Source organism: Mammaliicoccus sp. J-M41 (assembly GCF_022385935.1).
In the GTDB taxonomy this organism is placed as follows: Bacteria; Bacillota; Bacilli; order Staphylococcales; family Staphylococcaceae; genus Mammaliicoccus; species Mammaliicoccus sciuri_A.
On sequence record NZ_JAJNIR010000034.1, the window covers coordinates 1 to 16398 of the forward strand.

The 16398-nt window shown below is 31.0% G+C and carries 18 protein-coding genes and 1 pseudogene; 10 read left to right on the forward strand and 9 right to left on the reverse strand.

All coding sequences use genetic code 11. From position 1 onward, the window contains the following. A pseudogene (locus tag LQ686_RS11260) lies at window positions 1–472 on the reverse strand (helix-turn-helix domain-containing protein); the annotation flags it as partial. 143 nt (window positions 473–615) lie between these two features. Further along, entirely contained in the window at window positions 616–2796 is a 2181-nt protein-coding gene (locus LQ686_RS11265) for an AraC family transcriptional regulator (RefSeq protein WP_107572990.1), read from the reverse strand. A 263-nt stretch (window positions 2797–3059) separates the two neighbouring features. On the opposite strand from LQ686_RS11265, the gene LQ686_RS11270 reads away from it, so the two are divergent. Continuing rightward, window positions 3060–3389 carry a MarR family transcriptional regulator gene (locus LQ686_RS11270; RefSeq protein ID WP_025906024.1) on the forward strand — a complete coding sequence of 110 codons (330 nt, stop codon included), beginning with the start codon at window positions 3060–3062 and terminating at the stop codon, window positions 3387–3389. A gap of 55 nt (window positions 3390–3444) precedes the next feature. Here LQ686_RS11270 and LQ686_RS11275 read toward each other — a convergent pair whose 3' ends face one another. Together LQ686_RS11275 and LQ686_RS11280 are read right to left on the reverse strand one after the other, a co-directional pair. Then, the gene (locus LQ686_RS11275) at window positions 3445–3660 is read right to left on the reverse strand and encodes a DUF2922 domain-containing protein (protein WP_025906022.1); all 216 of its coding nucleotides are present in this window, start codon (window positions 3658–3660) and stop codon (window positions 3445–3447) included. Window positions 3661–3691: 31 nt separating this feature from the next. After that, window positions 3692–3901, reverse strand: a complete 210-nt coding sequence (locus LQ686_RS11280) for a DUF1659 domain-containing protein (RefSeq protein ID WP_025906021.1) — start codon at window positions 3899–3901, stop codon at window positions 3692–3694. Between the two features lie 136 nt (window positions 3902–4037). Between LQ686_RS11280 and LQ686_RS11285 the strand changes: the two genes are divergently transcribed. From LQ686_RS11285 to LQ686_RS11320, 8 genes are read left to right on the forward strand one after another with little or no spacing between them, the layout of a single operon-like run. After that, the gene (locus LQ686_RS11285) at window positions 4038–4589 is read left to right on the forward strand and encodes a tyrosine-type recombinase/integrase (protein ID WP_107565897.1); all 552 of its coding nucleotides are present in this window, start codon (window positions 4038–4040) and stop codon (window positions 4587–4589) included. A gap of 18 nt (window positions 4590–4607) precedes the next feature. Next, entirely contained in the window at window positions 4608–7007 is a 2400-nt protein-coding gene (locus LQ686_RS11290; protein ID WP_107572989.1) for a DUF4040 family protein, read from the forward strand. Next, entirely contained in the window at window positions 6994–7419 is a 426-nt protein-coding gene (locus tag LQ686_RS11295; RefSeq protein ID WP_025906014.1) for a monovalent cation/H+ antiporter subunit B, read from the forward strand. The genes LQ686_RS11290 and LQ686_RS11295 overlap by 14 nt, the downstream gene beginning before the upstream one ends. After that, window positions 7416–7763 (forward strand): Na(+)/H(+) antiporter subunit C, encoded by a 348-nt coding sequence (locus LQ686_RS11300; protein ID WP_025906012.1) that lies wholly within the window; start codon window positions 7416–7418, stop codon window positions 7761–7763. The genes LQ686_RS11295 and LQ686_RS11300 overlap by 4 nt, the downstream gene beginning before the upstream one ends. Further along, entirely contained in the window at window positions 7756–9252 is a 1497-nt protein-coding gene (locus tag LQ686_RS11305; RefSeq protein ID WP_025906010.1) for a Na+/H+ antiporter subunit D, read from the forward strand. Before LQ686_RS11300 ends, LQ686_RS11305 begins: the two co-directional genes overlap by 8 nt. Window positions 9253–9254: 2 nt before the next feature. After that, complete coding sequence (locus tag LQ686_RS11310; protein ID WP_025906008.1) at window positions 9255–9737, forward strand: Na+/H+ antiporter subunit E; 483 nt, start codon at window positions 9255–9257, stop codon at window positions 9735–9737. Further along, on the forward strand, window positions 9737–10030 hold the full coding sequence (locus LQ686_RS11315; RefSeq protein ID WP_049320936.1) for a monovalent cation/H+ antiporter complex subunit F: 294 nt from the start codon (window positions 9737–9739) through the stop codon (window positions 10028–10030). Before LQ686_RS11310 ends, LQ686_RS11315 begins: the two co-directional genes overlap by 1 nt. After that, window positions 10008–10499, forward strand: coding sequence for a Na+/H+ antiporter subunit G (locus tag LQ686_RS11320; protein WP_025906003.1), 492 nt, complete (start codon window positions 10008–10010; stop codon window positions 10497–10499). Before LQ686_RS11315 ends, LQ686_RS11320 begins: the two co-directional genes overlap by 23 nt. A gap of 237 nt (window positions 10500–10736) precedes the next feature. Here LQ686_RS11320 and mntC read toward each other — a convergent pair whose 3' ends face one another. From mntC to LQ686_RS11335, 3 genes are read right to left on the reverse strand one after another with little or no spacing between them, the layout of a single operon-like run. Beyond that, on the reverse strand, window positions 10737–11654 hold the full coding sequence (gene mntC / locus LQ686_RS11325) for a manganese ABC transporter substrate-binding lipoprotein MntC (protein WP_107572988.1): 918 nt from the start codon (window positions 11652–11654) through the stop codon (window positions 10737–10739). A 10-nt stretch (window positions 11655–11664) separates the two neighbouring features. Next, entirely contained in the window at window positions 11665–12489 is an 825-nt protein-coding gene (locus tag LQ686_RS11330) for a metal ABC transporter permease (protein ID WP_037560217.1), read from the reverse strand. Beyond that, window positions 12486–13199 (reverse strand): metal ABC transporter ATP-binding protein, encoded by a 714-nt coding sequence (locus LQ686_RS11335; RefSeq protein ID WP_025905997.1) that lies wholly within the window; start codon window positions 13197–13199, stop codon window positions 12486–12488. The genes LQ686_RS11330 and LQ686_RS11335 overlap by 4 nt, the downstream gene beginning before the upstream one ends. 144 nt (window positions 13200–13343) lie before the next feature. On the opposite strand from LQ686_RS11335, the gene LQ686_RS11340 reads away from it, so the two are divergent. After that, complete coding sequence (locus LQ686_RS11340) at window positions 13344–13994, forward strand: metal-dependent transcriptional regulator (RefSeq protein ID WP_025905995.1); 651 nt, start codon at window positions 13344–13346, stop codon at window positions 13992–13994. 96 nt (window positions 13995–14090) lie between these two features. Here LQ686_RS11340 and LQ686_RS11345 read toward each other — a convergent pair whose 3' ends face one another. Beyond that, complete coding sequence (locus LQ686_RS11345) at window positions 14091–14840, reverse strand: M50 family metallopeptidase (RefSeq protein ID WP_051539267.1); 750 nt, start codon at window positions 14838–14840, stop codon at window positions 14091–14093. Window positions 14841–14928: 88 nt separating this feature from the next. Then, entirely contained in the window at window positions 14929–16296 is a 1368-nt protein-coding gene (pbp4, locus tag LQ686_RS11350) for a penicillin-binding protein PBP4 (protein ID WP_107572987.1), read from the reverse strand. Window positions 16297–16398 lie beyond the last annotated feature (102 nt).

Sequence of the window (16398 nt, forward strand, 5' to 3'; positions counted from 1 at the left end):
CGATGTTTCTTACATAGTTCTATAATTTCTCGTTCATCCTCAGATATACTGAAATCTTTGTTTTTCCATCTGTAATAATTTGATTTTGGAACATCTAAAGCTTCTAAAATGACTTTCACTGTATATTTAGATTTCAATTCATTTACTAATTCAACAACTACCTCTGGGACCACTTCCTTTCCAATTCCTTGTACTTTTTTAAAATTTCATTTTCTACTTCTTTGCGCTTTAATTCAATTTTTAGCGTCTCAACAGTACTCAATTCTTCATTTCCTTTTCCGTAGGAATATTGTTTACCTACTTGTTGATTGAATCTATGTGTTTCCCCATTTCTATACCATTTCCACCACACTTTAACTTGAGATTCATTTTTAATATTTAAAGCATCCATTATTTCTCTTGTACTATATCCTTTAAGTTTCATTTCTACTACTTTATATTTTGTTTCAACTGAATATGCCACTCTTTTCATAGAAAAAACACCTCCGTATAAATTCATTTTAATATGAATTCAACGAAAGTGTTTTTATTTTACTCCCACATCATGGGGTTAGTGCAAAACGATGCCCAAGGTTTTTTTATGGATTTTTAATCAGTTTGTTTGACTATGTGTTTCTATCCTCTATTTTGTACAATCAATAATTGGACAGCGTTCGTTTTTAAGAAATAAGTTTCATCAATTTTATTTGTGTTATAATCTGCCATTTCTATATCTGGCGAACAATATCTATCTAATAATACTGTATTTAAGAAGTCCAAATTACCATGAGTATGATCTAACTTTCTAATCGCTTTAAAGATATTTCCATTGTCTTGGTCGAAAGTAATTTTCGTAACTCTGAATTTATCGAATGGGATGTCTCGATAAGATAAGATAATTCCGATATTATTTTGATAGTTGATATCATGTGGATGATACAGTTCATAGTTAAATAATAAATAGAATATTTTATTATGAATTTCAAATTTAATATAGTTTGGACCTTCATAAAATTCATGACCGTTAAAATGACTTAGTATAGATAATAAATAATTCGTTGGACTTTTACAGTGATATTTTAAATATAAAGATAAAGGCTGTTCAATGGATGAATATTTAGCAGAGGATTCTTCCATTAACCAAAATCCTATACCAGATATGTAATTTGTAATACTCATTAAATGCTTTAACATAATGGACGCATTAAAATAAAAGCTTTTACTGGTATACGTATCACCGTTTAATATATTCCATTCCATTGGGATAACATGTTTATTTTTTGACTTTAAATAAGCCATATTTTGAATAAGTTGTTTCGTATGTTGCTTTGTAATGTCTGCGATATCATAATTGTTGATTTCATCTAAGTTATACAAGTCGTTAAAGTTATAACTTAATGCAAAAGCATCAATATCTTCATATTGTGAAAAATCAATCTCTAATTCTTCATATAAATGAATAAATGGATTTGGCGCATTTATTCCAATATGTATATCAGGTAATTTCATCTTTGTTTCTCTAATTTGCTTTTTAACATGATAGATATCACCATAATCTACATCAAAGTAGATTTCTCCATTCTTGTTATAAAAATAATTGTAAATGGCATCTATTAATTCATGCCAGTTGTTTTTAAAGTTGTCGTCGTCATAATCAATATCATATATTTTTATGGCTGGTATGATTCTCGTATCTGAAAACATACTTAAACAAAAAGCTAAATTTTGTTTATAATGATTTTGATGTTCTTCACTAAAGAAAGTCTTCATTGAACAATGAATAACAATAATAGGTGTATCCGTCATTTTCTCTACATTTTCTAAAATTTCACCAAGAAAAGGCGTATAGAAATCATAAACACCACCGACATGTAAATATGTCTTATGATTTGCTGAGAGGGTCTTAAAAGGTACATCACTAAATGCCATCCTTTTATATTCATGAACAAACGATTTATTATGCATCAATTTTTGTAATTTTGAAATCAATGAAGCTTTTTCCTCTTTAGAAATTACTTCATTTTCTTTATCTTTTTTATGACGTCTATATTGAAGACGGTATTGATTAGGTGTTACATGAAATTGTTCTTTAAATTGTCTATTAAAGTTATGATAACTAGAAAAACCATGACTATTTGCGATTTGTTCTGTTTTAAACTGCGTGAACAGTAATGCGTACGTCGCTTGAAAAAGTCTTGTTTCCTTTAAATATTGAATAAATGTTGTTCCCATTTGTTTAGAGAATTCTCTAGATAAATGTTCAGGAGAAATATAAAAATGACTCGCGACACTATTAAGTGATAATCTTTCGTGATAATTTTGATCAATATATTGTTTTACTTTATAAATAAGACTGCTGAGTTCTATTTCAATATGACCATAATTTTTAGTATCCACTTGAAAACGTTCAAACATAATTTTATAAATCTCAACAACATAATTACTGCATCTAATTTTAACGTTTGTTAAGTTTGCAAGAATTGCTCTAATAAATAAGTCTTTAATTTCATGTTTATATCTATCTAATTCATTAGTCTTCGTCGTACGTGGAATCCTAAAGACAAATGCTTCTTCTCCACTTAAATTTTCCATCATCGCATAACTGATATGAAGTATAGCGACCAATCCATTATTAATGATTGGTAAATAATTATCGTTATCTTGAAGATAGAATAGGTCACCGACATTAAATTCATAAGTCGTATGATTTAATGTAACCTCTGTATGACCTTCTAAAACAAAACATAAAGCACCATAGCCGAGTAGTTTCGGGTTAATGATACTTTCTTTATGTAGTGAAATCTTATAGTTGTACAAATAATCACCTCTCAATAAAGATAAATTATGGAATAAAACATCAAAATCTGTCAATATATTTCTTTATTTAACAATATGATATCAAAAATAGTATGTAAATGTTACCTAATTTAATAAAATGGAGAAGATACTTCATAATAAATCAAATATGTTAATCGATTTAATCAAAATATGAATTTAAAACGCGTTAAAATAATAATTAATGAAATTTGTGTATTGTGAACTATTAAAAATCGGGGAAAATTAAATTGGGAGGGCTTTACTTGATAGAAACATTCAACAAAACCATTCAACAAATGATCGACTATGAGAATAAAGTGACAACTTTAAAAAATGAAAAGAAATTATCACTCGTTGATTTCATTATTTTAGAAGAAATATACACTGCAAAAGAAATTACAATCAAAGAAATTCTAAGTGGAAAGCTTTTAGAATTAAAAACAAGACCTTCTAATATAGGTACAAACTTAGCAAAATTATATAGAAAAGGTTTAATCGATAAATATAGAAGTAATCTCGACGAAAGAAAAGTTTACTACTTTATGGATGCAGAACATAAAGAAAAATACGAAACACTCGTTAAAGATATATAAGAAAAAAGGCAAGGACAAAATTTATGTCCTTGCCTTTTCTGTTGCTATAGAATACTTATTTAATCAATTGTCGTGTGCTGCGCTCGATATATTGTGCGGAATGGATTGATACAAGCTCACCTTTATTTAAGTTAAATAAGTTAAGCTTCATAATTTTATTCATCGCATCTTCTACGATATCGCTTGATAAGTCTGCTTTTGGATTTTGAATTTGTAATGTAAATGTCTTCTCTAAAGAAGTTTTAAATGTTAATTCTAATACTCTTTTCATATTTTCACCTCCTAAATCTTTTTAGATAGTACTAATTTTCTATCTGTATTGTTTTGACGATATATGCATCTTTAAATTTCTCGTCACTTAATGTTTCGATAATGCCTTTAAAAGTTTTAACTTGTTCGGGTGTAACGTTTAAATTAATTGCATTAAATTTACGTTGAACAGTTTTTACTTTAGAAGCTTCATCTAAATACTGATGCAATAAAATAATGTTGATGTCTTTAACTGTTTCCATAAGTAAAACCTCCTTTCACTTTATATATCGAAATAAGTATGTAAAAACGACAAAAAAATGTATAAATTACTTTCATGTTACTCAAATATATATTATTATTAATATGTACCTTAATTAGGAAGGATGGACCAAATTTATGCAACAAGTATCTCCAATTAAGAATAAAGATGACATTAGAGCAATGTATGAAGTATTGAAATCACATAGTGAACGAGACTATTTATTGTTTAGCTTAGCTATTCATACTGGTATGAAAGTAAACCAGCTACTTAATTTAACGGTCCAAGATTTATTTGATGAGGACAATGATATAAAGCAAGATTGGATAAATAACGAACAGGATTTAATTAAAGTTGTTATACCGTTACATTTGAGATCGAGTTTATCCACTTTTATTTATGAAGAAGGATTAAAAAGAGATGACTTTGTGTTTATGTCCATCAAAACAAAAAAACAATTATCAAGACAACAAGCTTATCGAATTATACATGTTGCAGCTGAAGAAGTAGGGTTGAAGAATATCGGGTTGTACTCGTTAAGGAAGACTTTTGCATATCATGCCTTCAAATCAGGGGTATCTGTTTCGATTATTCAAAAATACCTCGGACATCAATCGTTAATAGAAACTTTAAAATTCATTGATGTCACGACAATAAAAAAAGAAACGACAATTGAACTTAATATATAGAGAGAAAGGGGTCAATGTATGGCTTTAATATGGCTGTTTTTAATGATTATCGTTGTGATGTCGATCGTGCTCATGACGATGAATACAAAGTTTAGCCGATTTGCTGGATGGCTAAGTTTAATTGCGCCAGTTCTAAGTTCCATATATTTCTTAAGTCAAATTAAGACGATATATGCTGGCCAAAGTATTACTTATTTCCAAGAGTGGATTCCACTTGTAGATGTTAATTTAGATTTACGTTTAGATGGTTTATCTTTAATTTTTGCACTACTTATTTCATTAATCGGTGCAGGTGTCTTCTTATATGCCATTTATTATCTTTCCCATGAAAAAGAGAATCTTCCAAGATTTTATACGTATTTGTTAATGTTTATGTTAGCAATGTTAGGTGTCGTACTTTCAAATAATACGATATTGTTATATACATTTTGGGAGTTAACAAGTATTTCTTCATTCTTGCTCATTTCATATTGGTATCAACGTAGAAAGAGTCAAGACGGTGCTTTGAAATCATTTTTAATTACAGTGTTTGGCGGTATGGCAATGTTAGTTGGATTGATTTTGCTATACAGCATTACGGGTACGAATACAATTACTGAACAAGTCGGTATGATTGATAAAATTTATGAATCACCATGGTTTGTACTTGCAGTCATTTTAATCTTACTCGGAGCATTTACGAAATCTGCACAATTTCCATTTCATATTTGGTTGCCAGATGCAATGGAAGCACCAACACCTGTCAGTGCTTATTTACATTCAGCAACAATGGTTAAAGCAGGATTATATTTATTATTAAGATTTACACCAATTATCGGTCAAAGTACATGGGTCGTTTATACAGTTGTTACTATCGGTTTAGTGACATTATTAGTCGGTTCATTCTTTGCAGTTAATAAGAAAGATTTAAAAGCAATGCTTGCCTATTCAACAATCAGTCAGCTCGGTATGATTATGACGATGATCGGTTTAGGGCTATTAGCATTAAATAGTAATTTTAAAGCAGATAACGAAATCTTTTTAGCGAGTTTATTTGCAGCATTATTCCATTTAATTAACCATGCGATTTTTAAAAGTGTTCTATTTATGGGTGTCGGTATTATCGACCATGAAACAGGAACAAGAGATGTTAAAAAGCTTGGTGGATTAAGAACAATCATGCCAATAACAGCAGTTGTCATGACAATCAGTGCACTATCTATGGCAGGTATTCCGTTATTTAATGGTTTCTTAAGTAAAGAGAAATTCTTTACGAGTTTAGTAGAAACAGGACACACAGATATCTTTAATCAAACGATGTCTACCGTAATGATATTAGCTGGGTTTGTCGGCAGTATATTTACATTTGTATATTGTATTAAACTCATTAAAGAACCATTTTTCGGTAAGCTTAAAAAAGAACAATTACCGAAAGTACCACGTCATGATGGCGGCGGGTTATTAATCTCACCAATGATTATCGTATTGTTTGTTCCAATCATTTTCTTTGTACCGAATGTATTAGGAGAATATTTAATTGGTCCAGCATTAAGAGATATATTCCACGATAGCGAGATTATGGCTCATTTACCACATATTAAAGCGTGGCACGGATTTACAGTAGAATTATTCTTAACACTTGGCATATACATTATTGGGACACTTCTTATACTCGTGCCAAAATGGGATGTTATTTATAGTAAGATTTCTAAAAACTTAGAAATCAATACGCTATATACAAAAGGTATGGATGCATTAGATCGTATCAGTACGTTTTCAATTCAAGGTATTATGAATAATAAACTGAATCAATATTTACACATTATTTATGTAATCTTCTTTGTCATTATGGGATATGGTATTTATCAAGTCGGTATTTATGATATTGCTTATTACCATATTACTGAAGCGACAACATTTGAAATCATTATATTAATTAATATAGTGATTACTGCAACAGCGTTAATGTTTATACGAGAAAGAATGACAATGACGATTTTAAATGGTGTCATCGGGTATTCGATCGCGGTCGTATTCATATTTATGAAAGCACCTGATTTAGCTTTAACGCAACTTGTTATAGAAACGATTACGACAGTATTATTCTTATTAGTGTTCTATCATTTACCAAACGTTCAGAAAGATACACCAAACGTTATCAGTGAAATTGTGAAATTAACAATTGCTTTATTAATGGCAGTATTTGTTGTGGTCTTTGTCATTATGATGCAACAAGATAGCCTGTTCGACAAAATTTCATTCTACTATGATAATGCATACGAATTAGCAGGTGTTAAAAATATCGTTAACGGTATTCTAGGAGACTTTAGAGCGTTAGATACAATGCTTGAAGGAATCGTTATATTAATTGCAGGATTAGGTATATTTACATTAGTTGAATTTAAGATAAGAAAGGATGAGCCAAATGAAAGAAAATGATGTTGTATTAGAAACGATATCCAAAATTGCTATATTCATAATATTGACGTTTGGATTTTATATTTTTCTTGCTGGTCACGATAACCCAGGTGGTGGGTTTATTGGTGGACTCGTCTTTAGCTCAGCCTTTATCTTAATGTTTTTAGCTTTTGATGTGGAAACAGTCGTTCAATCAATGCCATTAGACTTTAGAGCAGTTACGATTATTGGATGTCTCATTTCAATTGGTACAGGTATTATTCCAATGTTCTTTGGACATCCGATGTTAACACATGAGGATGGCTATATGACATGGCCGTTGTTAGGTGAGATTCATTTATCAAGCGTTACACTTTTTGAGCTCGGCATACTACTTACTGTAGTAGGGGCAGTTGTAACAATCATGCTTGCGATAAGTGGTGATAACAGTTGAATTTAATACTGGTTATTATAATAGGCGTACTCACATTTGTAGGAACATATATGATTTTGTCTAAGAACTTAATTCGAATTGTTATTGGTACAGCAATTTATACACACGTAGCAAACTTAATGATTTTATCCATGAGCGAGTTTGGTGGAAAGAATGTTCCACTTATTAATGGAGAAGGTAAAGATTATGTCGATCCTTTACCTCAAGCATTGATCTTAACAGCTATTGTAATTGGTTTTGCTGTTACAGCATTTTTACTCGTACTTATATATAGAACATTTAAGTTGACGAAAGTAAATAGAATAGAGGCGTTACGCGGTGAGGATGAAGATGTAGATGAATAATTTAATATTAGTACCATTACTCGTACCTTTAATTACTGGATTAATATTGTTCTTCTTTAAAGAACGTTTAGCTTTAACAAGACGTATCGCGGTAACGAGTTTATCAATTACAACAATCATCTCGGTATGGCTACTTATAGAAGTTAGTCTTAATAAAGTACTTGTTATTAACTTTGGAGATTGGCAACCACCATATGGTATACAGTTTGTCGGAGATGAATTAGCACTTCTATTTACATCTGTTTCTTGTTTTGTTGTAACAGTTATTATATATTTTGGTTTTGGTAAACGAGAAAGAGTAGCAAATAGATATTTCTTACCATCTTTTATACTATTTTTATTAACAGGTGTTAACGGAAGTTTCTTAACGGCAGATATCTTCAATTTATACGTTATGTTTGAAATTATGTTATTAGCATCATTTGTATTATTAACACTTGGACAATCTATCGAACAACTAAGAGCGAGTGTTATTTATGTTGTTATTAATGTTGTCAGTTCTTGGTTCTTCTTAATGGGTGTAGCATACTTATATGGAACGTTAGGCACGTTGAACTTTGGACACATCGCAATGCGTATAACTGAAAGTAATCAACCAACGACCGTTACTTTAGTAGCAGTTATTATGATTTTCGTCTTTGGTGGTAAAGCAGCCTTAGTAATGTTTATGTGGTTGCCGAAAGCATATGCAGCTTTAAACACTGAATTAGCGGCATTGTTTGCCAGCCTTATGACTAAAGTCGGTGTCTATGCATTGATAAGAGTTATGGTGTTGATGTTCGATGAAAAGCCAGAAGTTACACATTTCCTATTATATATTATGGCTATCATCACAATGATCATCGGCAGTATCGGTGTATTAGGATTTAAAGATATTAAAAAGATTGCAGCTTACCAAGTTATTTTATCAATAGGATTTGCTGTCCTCGGTTTAAGTGCAAATAATAGTGATGGTATTACAGGGGCAATATTCTATGTCAGTCATGATATGATTATTAAAACATTATTATTCTTAATCATAGGTACTTTCGTATTATTATCAGGCACGAGATATTATGATCAGTTTGGTGGATTAATTAAATATTATCCTAGTTTAGGGATTATATTCTTTATCACGATATTATCAATCGGTGGTGTACCACCATTTAGTGGATTTCCTGGGAAATTATTAATTATTAAAGGTGCTTTAGATAATGGTTATACAATTGGTGTCATCGTGATGGTAATTACAAGTGTCATCGCCATGTACAGTTTACTAAGAATATTCTTAGTGATGTACTTCGGTAGAAACGATATTCCTAAAGTTGAAAGGGTTCCACTTTCTAAACATAAATTATACGCGATGATCATATTAACAGTAGCTACTATCGTATTAGGTATTGCATCACAATATGTATTGAATATTTCAGAATTAGCAGCACAATTTAACATACATGAACAGTCATATATTAAAGAAATTATTCCAAACGTAGAAGTGGAGGCGAAGTAATAATGGCACAGTTGTTATTAAATATTTTAATCGCCTTCTTATGGACGTTATTCCAAGATGAAGATAAATTTCATTTATCTACCTTTGTAGGTGGATATCTCATTGGTATCGTTATTGTTTATTTAATGCATAGATTCTTTGGACATGTCTTCTACTTGAAAAAAGTTTGGGTAATCTTCAAGTTTATTTGTGTTTATAACTATCAACTTGTGACTTCAAGTATGACAACAATCAATTATATTTTATTTAAAACAAACAAAGTTAATCCAGGTCTTGTAACATATGAAACAACGTTAAAACAAGATTGGGCGATTACATTGTTAACATTGCTTATTATGCTTACACCAGGTTCTGTTGTGCTTAGACTTTCACCTGATGGTAGGAGATTCTTTATACATGCAATTGATATTTCAGATAAAGAAAAAGAAATTTTAACGAAGCAAATTAAGAAATATGAAAAACTAATCTGGGAGGTGCTTAAATAATGTCATTTATCATATTAGCAATTATCAAAACAGCGCTTGTTATATATGGTATTTCCATTGTTGTCGTACTTCTCAGAACGATCATAGGTCCAACTACTGCGGATAGAGTCATTGCTTTTGATGCAATCGGTGCGATTTTAGTTTCCGTAGTAGGGGTATTAAGCATTATTTATGATACATTCAGTTATTTAGAAGCGAGTTTGATTATCGCAATACTTTCTTTCTTGAGTACAGTAGGTATTTCACGTTTCATAGAAGGGGGTCGTGTCTTTGAATCTAAGCGAGATCGTTAGTTTAATTGCCGCTTTATCAATATTGTTAGGTTCAATAGCAGCGCTCATCAGTGCGATAGGAATTGTACGCTTTAGAGATACATTTCTTCGAAGTCATGCCGCTACTAAAAGTTCTACATTATCTGTGTTGCTTACTTTGACAGGTGTGTTTATATATTTCTTAGTGACACAAGAATACTTTAGTGTCCGAACATTATTAACAATACTGTTCTTATATTTAACATCTCCAGTAGCAGGACATATGATTATTAGAGCAGCTTATAATTCAGGATCATATATGTATATGAAAGAATTTACTAAAAAAGGTACTTCATTAAACTTCAGGTATGATCGTAAAGAAACAAAGAAAGACAGAAGAAGAAGAGCCGAAAAAAGACAAATGATGAACGAGGCATTTTCTAAAAATGATAAAGAAACATTTAGTAAATATAAGCAAGTCATGAAAAAAGATGATCCAACATTAAAATAATAGAATTTATTTGAGAAGTGTATGTTATGGGTGTCGTTAGGGACAGAATTCTGAGAAATGTCTCTAAGGATACGAGTTCTAATTACCAGAATTCGGAATAATGATAGTTACAGCATTCTAACTACCACAATTCAGAATAATGGAAGTTACAGCGTTCTAATTACCAGAATTCGAGATAATGGAAGTTATATACACAAAGAAGTGGCCGAGATGATTAAATCTCGGCCTCTTTTTTCATTATTTCATACTATTATGAATAGCTTCTGCATTGTGTTCCATCATATTGTAATATGAGTTACCTTTAGAATCTTTTTTACCGATTGAATCTGTGAATACTTCATCTTTAATGTTGAGGCTTGTTTCTTCTGCTAATGTTTGCATACTTTTCTTATCAACACTTGTTTCGACGACTAATGATTTTAGATCATGGTCTTTCACAAATTTAATGGCTTGCTTCATTTGATCTGGTATACCTTGTTTTTCTGTATTAATCTCCCAAATATATCCTGGTGTTATATGATAGCTTTTAGCGAAGTATTTAAATGCCCCTTCACTTGTTATAAAAGCACGTTTATCTTCAGGAATATCATTGAATGCTGTCATCATTTTATGATGTAGTTTATCTAGTTTATTCGTGTATTTTTCAGCATTGTCTTTAAATTGTTTACTGTGATCTTTATCTATATCACTTAAGTGTTTTTCAATTGTATTGACGTATTTTATACCATTTTCAATGCTTAACCAAGCGTGTGGATCGATTTTATTTTTATTGCCTTCTCCACCTTTTAAATAAATAGGTGTAACGTCTTCAGTTGCTTGAATAACATTTTTGTCTGAGACTTTTTTACCTGCTTGTTCTAATGCTTTTTCAAACCAACCATTTCCACTTTCAAGGTTAAAACCATTATATATAATGACATCTGCATCTGTTAATGCTTTGACGTCTTTTGGTTTAATTTCATATTCGTGAGGGTCTTGACCGATAGGGACGATGCTTGTAACTTTTGCATCAGACTTTGTCACTTCTTTAGTCATATCCGCTAATATTGAATTTGTTGTTACAATTTTTAAATGTTTGTCTTCATTAGATGATGTTGCATTACAAGCACTTAATAAAATAATGATAGCGAGTAATGGCATAAATAATTTCTTCATGTTTAACCTCCTAAGCAAATTTTAATTTCATTTTATGTATGGTGAATGTAATCATGTACACTAAGCAGCAGACTAATACGATACACGCGCCACTTGGTAAGTTATAAAGGTAACTTATATACATGCCACAGGCCGCACATATTGCACTGATAACACTTGCGACAATCATCATTGATTTTAATGATTTTGTGATTAAAAATGCAGCTGAACTCGGTGTAATAAGTAGTGCAACGACAAGTATAATGCCCACTGTTTGTAAACTAGCAACTGTTACAAGCGCTAATAGCATCATGACAAAATAATGAATGACTTTTACATTTAAACCGCTCATTCTAGCTGCAATAGGGTCAAACGTTGATAAATGCAAGGGTTTGTAAAATAATATGACACAAGCGATAACAATTATACTGACTATGCTCGTTGTATAAAATGCACTTGAAGTTACTGCTAGTATGTTCCCAAATAAAATATGATATAAATCAGTAGAGGAGTTAATTTGACTTATGATAATAATTCCAAGGGAAAAGAATGCAGTAAAGATAATACCGATAGCTGCGTCATTTTTAGTTTTAGAGTGTTGGGCAATGTAACCAATCAGAAAGCTCGTTAACATACCGGTAACGAGTGCACCTATAAACATCGGAATGTTCAATACGTAACTTATTGCAACACCAGGCAGTACGGCATGGCTCATAGCATCACCCATTAAAGATAAACCTCTTAGTATGATGAGGCTACCTACAATGCCACAGACAACACCAACTACAATAGCAGTAATCAGCGCTCGACTTAAAAAATTATATTGTATTAGGGATGAGATAAATTCATTAATCATGGTGTAACGCCTTCCTTTAGAAATACTTCTTTAATATTGTGTTCTGTTAAAGCTTCAGATGCTGTGCCAAAAAATTTAATAGTTCGATTGAGGAGGATGATTCTATCAAAATATAATTTGGCTTTTTGAATATCATGATGAACAATTATGATGAGTTTTCCTTCTGACTTTAATCTTCTAAGCATGTTTATCATGATTTCTTCACTTTTAAAATCAATACCGACAAATGGTTCATCGAGACATAATAAATCACTGTCTTTCATTAAAGACTTTGCTAAAAGAACACGTTGTAATTGACCACCACTTAATTGATTTAATGTCTTATCTTTTAATTCAGTTAGTTGTAACTCTGACATTAATTGATCCCTTTTTTGATAAGCTTCTTTTTTTAATGGTCTAAACCAACCTGATGTAGCATAATAGCCTGTTAATAAACTATCTTGAACAGTGATAGGGAAATCTAAATCTAATTGATTTCTTTGAGGAATATACGTTAATTGTTTCAACTGTTGGTTTATCGGTTTATCATGCCAATAAACTTCTCCTGATGCCTTAAATTCACCCAAAATCGATTTAATAAATGAAGATTTTCCTGCACCATTCGGTCCCATAATGCCAATTAATTCACCTGTAGATTCAATGGTTAAATTAATATCATGCAATATGTGCTGTTGTCCTAAATATAAATTTAAATTTTTTACCTGCAACATGTTATCACCTTTTCTAAAAATAAGTTTAGGCTAACCTAAACTATAATTCGATTATATTAGAAAATTATCTAAAGTCAAGAGATAGCCTGTAAAAATAAATCGTGGTACAATAAATATATGATAATAAAAGTGAGGTCAGAGTAGATGTTGACTGAAGAACAAGAAGACTACTTAAAAGCGATTTTTGGATTAAATGGCACAACAGATTACGTATCCAATAAGAATTTAGCGCAAGATTTAAATATTAAACCTTCATCAGTTAGTGAAATGATGTTACGTTTGAAAAAGGATGATTACGTAGATATTCGTCCATATAAAGGTGTGAAATTAACTCAAAAGGGTTTAGATCATACAACTAATATTATTAAAAGACATAGACTCATAGAGCGATTCTTAATAGAAGAACTTGAATATACTTGGGATGAAGTTCACGAAGAGGCAGAAATATTAGAACATCGTGTGTCTGACCGTTTTATAGATAAGATAGATAAGTTAATGGGTTACCCAACAACTTGTCCGCATGGTGGTATTATTCCAAGAGAGAATCAAATAGAGGAAATTTATAACACATCATTAAATGAGTTTGAAATTGGAGATGACGTTGAAATTAAACGTGTAATGGATTACGTGAATCTCTTAGATTATTTAAGTAATCAAGAATTGCATATTGGCGATGTAGTAACAATTAGCAATAAAGATAGCTTAAACCAACTCATAGAACTTAAACTAAAAGATAAAACAATTATGATAAGTGAAACAAATGCATCATATTTGTTTGGTATAAAAACAGCTTAATAAATAAAAACCAGCAGAAATTCAATAGAATGAATTTCTGCTGGTTTTTTGTTTATGGATTAAAATAACGGGACTCCATATTTAAAGTTCCAATATCTACGGCCATAAAATATTAAAAGTATACATAACAGCATATACATTAATCGCTATCCATATAACACTAAAGAAGATAGTTGGAATTTTAGTGAGTTGTCTTAACTGACTACCATCCCATTCTTGTCTTGAACGTGAGAATGTTAATAGGAATATTGTAATACTCGATTGTGCGACTTCACCTAATAATGTTCCTAAACTGATGTGATAAATATACGTAATGATTTGTCCAAAGTCATGTATATTCGGTGCAGATAGTACTTCGTATAAAGCTACTGCAATAACGACGAGAATGATACTTGGGATAAATTTCTTAGATGTTAATATGACATAGAATAAAAACATGATCAGAAGAATGATTAAGAAAATTGGTCCGAATGTGTGATATTTAAGCCATACACCTAAAATCAACATAATCGGCGGCATGATATAACCGAATAAAGTCGTTATAAATTGATTTAAACGTGATTTGGAACCAGTAACGGCGTAACCTTGTCTACCGGTTTCCATGCGCTCTTTACGACGCCAAACAACTACGAGGTCTTTAGGCTTACCACCTGATAGTTTATTTGCTATAACATGACCCATCTCATGGATGAGTATTGGAAAATAACCTAAAATGATATCAATTAAACTTAAAATGGGCTGTTGTCTTCTATGATGAACAAATACATATATAAGCGCGATGATCGTTATCATTGTTAAGGATAAATTTATTGGTTCTGATAGGAAATTCGGTAAAAATTGAATCAAAAAAACGTCACCTCGTATTGAATAGTTTAAGACTATTCTACACTAAAGTGACGTTTTTGTTGTCGGACTTAAGACTTAATATCCGTTATTATTTTTTCTTACGTTTGATTAACCAAGTTAATAAAAGGATGATTCCAGCAATAAGTAAGATTGACGCTGTCATAATAATAGATCTATTATCAGTACTTGTTACTTTTTTCTTTGTTTCGTTAAATTTATGTTTACTTGGCGTTTCTACTTTTACAGACGGTGGACCATAGCTATCATTGATATAAGAACGGTTATAATCAATGCTTGCACGTCCATCTTTAAGTACGACTTTATAATCTACGCCTTTACGAACGACATCATATAAGTCCTCAGTAACGTAGTATTTTTTGCCATTAATTTTTTGAGTACCTTTAGATAATACTTTTTTCCATTCATATTCTTTGAATGATTTTTCCATCAAGCTATTACCCATCATATTACGTTCTTTCTCTCCACCAACACTGTTGTAATCTCCTGCACCTAAAAGAACTTGGTTAATTCTTAATCCATCTCTTTTAGTAGAAAGACTGTGGTTATAGTCGGCAGTGTCACTAGAACCCGTTTTCAGACCATCAGTACCTTTAAGTGACATATCTGCACCTTCAAGTGAATGATTATACGTATAATATGTAACGTAGTGAACAGTAGGGGCAACTTTTTTAGTGTATTCTAAAATGTCAGGATACTGTTTTACAAGATGTTGCGTTAAAATGGCAAAATCTCTAGCTGTTGTATAGTTATCTTCATCTGATTGATAACGTTTAGCTTTATATTCTAGTAATAAATTATTAGAAGCACCATTAGCATTGTAGAATTTCGTATGTTCCATACCTAATTTCTTAGCTGTTTCATTCATGTAGTCAACAAAGTCAGAATCTAAATCCTTTTTTTGTTGTTTAGATGCTGTATTTTTATTGGAGTCTTTATCTTTTTTATCTATCTTTTTAGCAGAAGCTAAGTTCTCAGCTTTCATCGTTTCTCTTCCTAGAATCATCGCACCTGCATTTGAAGAGTTAGAAACGGTAATTTGCATGAGTTCAGAGATTGTATAAACATCTCCTGGATACAATTTTGTATTACTTAATTCTGGTAATGTAGATAAACGATATTCTTCGTTTGTCATTTTAACTTTAGCATTTTTATCAAGTTTGCCACTATTGATTGCTTTTTCAGTTAAATATAATGTCATTAATTTAGACATACTAGCTGGATACCATTTAGCATCTATTTTATATTCATACAAAATTTGACCAGTATCAGAACTATAGTTAATAGCGCCTTCGGGTTCATAGATTTCACCGAGTGAGTATCCATCTTCATTGGCTACTTGTGTTGGTGATTTCGGATTATCCGCTGCATAAGCACTTTGAGTTACTGGTATGCTCAATAAAAGTAATGCAAAAAATAATAATAGACTTTTTTTCATGAATAAGACCTCTTTATTTATTTTTAAAATTAACTATATCATTCTAACATATATTAATTAACTACCCTACAATAAGATAACAAATGAACGTTAATTTTTTTT